Source organism: Spirillospora sp. NPDC049652 (assembly GCF_040675125.1).
In the GTDB taxonomy this organism is placed as follows: domain Bacteria; phylum Actinomycetota; class Actinomycetes; order Streptosporangiales; family Streptosporangiaceae; genus Spirillospora.
The window spans coordinates 1-1666 of sequence record NZ_JBFAOF010001274.1; the positions used below are offsets into that span (position 1 = coordinate 1).

A 1666-nucleotide genomic window follows, 5' to 3' on the forward strand; every position below is an offset into this window, starting at 1 on the left:
GCCGGTTCCGGAGCAGCCGCAGGTCCAGGAGCGGCGCCTCCATCCGCAGCTGCCGCCGGACGAACACCGCGCCGACCGCCGCGCCGGCCAGCAGCGCCGCGCCCGGCACGGCCAGCTCGTCCTGGATCGCGAGTTGCTTGAAGCCGTAGACCATGAGCAGCACCGCGACCAGCGACAGGCCGACGCTGACGGGGTCGAGCCGTCCGGCCCGGTCGCTGCGGAACTCGGGCAGCAGGAACGGCCCGGCGGCGAGCACCACGGCCATCGCGGGCACGGCGATGAGAAACACCGACTTCCAGGAGAAGTGCTGGAGCAGGAACCCGGCCAGCACCGGCCCGAGCGCGCCGCCGGCGAACTGGCTGGTCGCCCAGATCGCGATGGCCTTCCCGCGCTGCCGCTCGTCCCGGAACATGCTGGTGATGAGGGCGAGTGTGGACGGCGTCAGCGTCGCGCCCGCCACGCCCAGCAGCAGCCGGACGACGATCAGCGTCAGCGGGTCCGCCGCGAACGTGGCCGCGATCGACAGGACCAGGAAGCCCGCGGCCCCGGCCAGCAGCAGCTTCCGGCGGCCGATCCGGTCGCCGAGCGTGCCCGCCGTGATGACCAGTCCGGCGACCATGAACCCGTACCCGTCGCTGATCCACAGCTGTTCGACGCCGCTCGCGCCGAGGTCGGCGCTCAGCTTCGGCAGGGCGAGGAGCAGGGCCGTCATGTCCATCGCGACGATGAGGGTCGGCAGCGCCAGGACGGTCAGCCCCAGCCAGGCGCGGCGGTCCGCCTTCGGTTCGGTTGCGTTCGTCATGCAGGCTGGTCGGAACGGGGACGCGCTTCTTGACATCAGGGCGCGCGAGAACCGGAACACATTCTTTCTTCCGGAGGATGTCAAGAAGCCGGCGGCGGCTCCGACCAACGGTCGAAAAGGGCCCGCCAGGGTCCCGGCGGCACACGAACACGAGGAGCACGACATGCAGTTCCTGATCAGCATGCACATCAACCCGGCCGTGCTGGACGCGCTGACCGACGAGGAGAAGTCGGCGATCGGCGAGGGCCACGGGAAGTTCATGGCCGACCTGAAGGAGTCCGGCGAGTTCGTGCTCACGCAGGCGCTGGTCGACCCCTCCCAGGCGGCCGTGGTGGCGGTGCGCAACGGCCAGCCGGTCGTGACCGACGGGCCGTTCCTGGAGGCCAAGGAGTTCCTGGGCGGCTTCTACCTGGTCGACGTCGAGAACAAGGAGCGCGCGGTCGAGCTCGCCGCGCGGATCCCGGACGCGGGGATCGAGGGCCTCGGGGTCGAGGTGCGCCAGGTCATGTTCTCTGACGGACAATTGGAGGCATGAGCGAAGCCCCTGGTCACCAGGCGGAAGCCCGGACGGGATTCGAGGACCTGCTGCGCGAGCTCGCGCCGCGGGTCCTCGGCGCGCTCGTGCGCAGGCACGGGCAGTTCGAGGGCTGCGAGGACGCCGTGCAGGAGGCCGTCCTCGCGGCGTCGGTGCAGTGGCCCGCCGAGGGCGTGCCGGACAACCCGCGCGGCTGGCTGGTGGCGGTGGCGTCCCGGCGGCTCATCGACCAGATGCGCAGCGAGCAAGCGCGCCGCGAGCGCGAGTCGGCGGTGGCGGCCGAACAGGCCGCCGGGGCCGCGGCCGCGCGATCGGGAGAGCACACGTCG

Annotated in this window: 3 protein-coding genes; 2 read left to right on the top strand and 1 reads right to left on the bottom strand. The window is 71.8% G+C overall.

Annotated elements, in window-relative coordinates:
• On the bottom strand, window positions 1-802 hold an 802-nt coding region (locus AB0J52_RS39360), incomplete at its 3' end, for an MFS transporter (protein WP_500188199.1).
• Window positions 803-965: 163 nt separating this feature from the next.
• Between AB0J52_RS39360 and AB0J52_RS39365 the strand changes: the two genes are divergently transcribed.
• The gene (locus AB0J52_RS39365; RefSeq protein WP_500188200.1) at window positions 966-1337 is read left to right on the top strand and encodes a YciI family protein; all 372 of its coding nucleotides are present in this window, start codon (window positions 966-968) and stop codon (window positions 1335-1337) included.
• On the top strand, window positions 1334-1666 hold a 333-nt coding region (locus AB0J52_RS39370), incomplete at its 3' end, for a sigma factor (RefSeq protein WP_500188202.1). The genes AB0J52_RS39365 and AB0J52_RS39370, both read left to right, overlap by 4 nt.

What these genes read in the sequence shown, in the direction of transcription:
- AB0J52_RS39365 (WP_500188200.1), top strand. Translation starts at nt 966, where the DNA reads ATGCAGTTCCTGATCAGCATGCACATCAACCCGGCCGTGCTGGACGCG.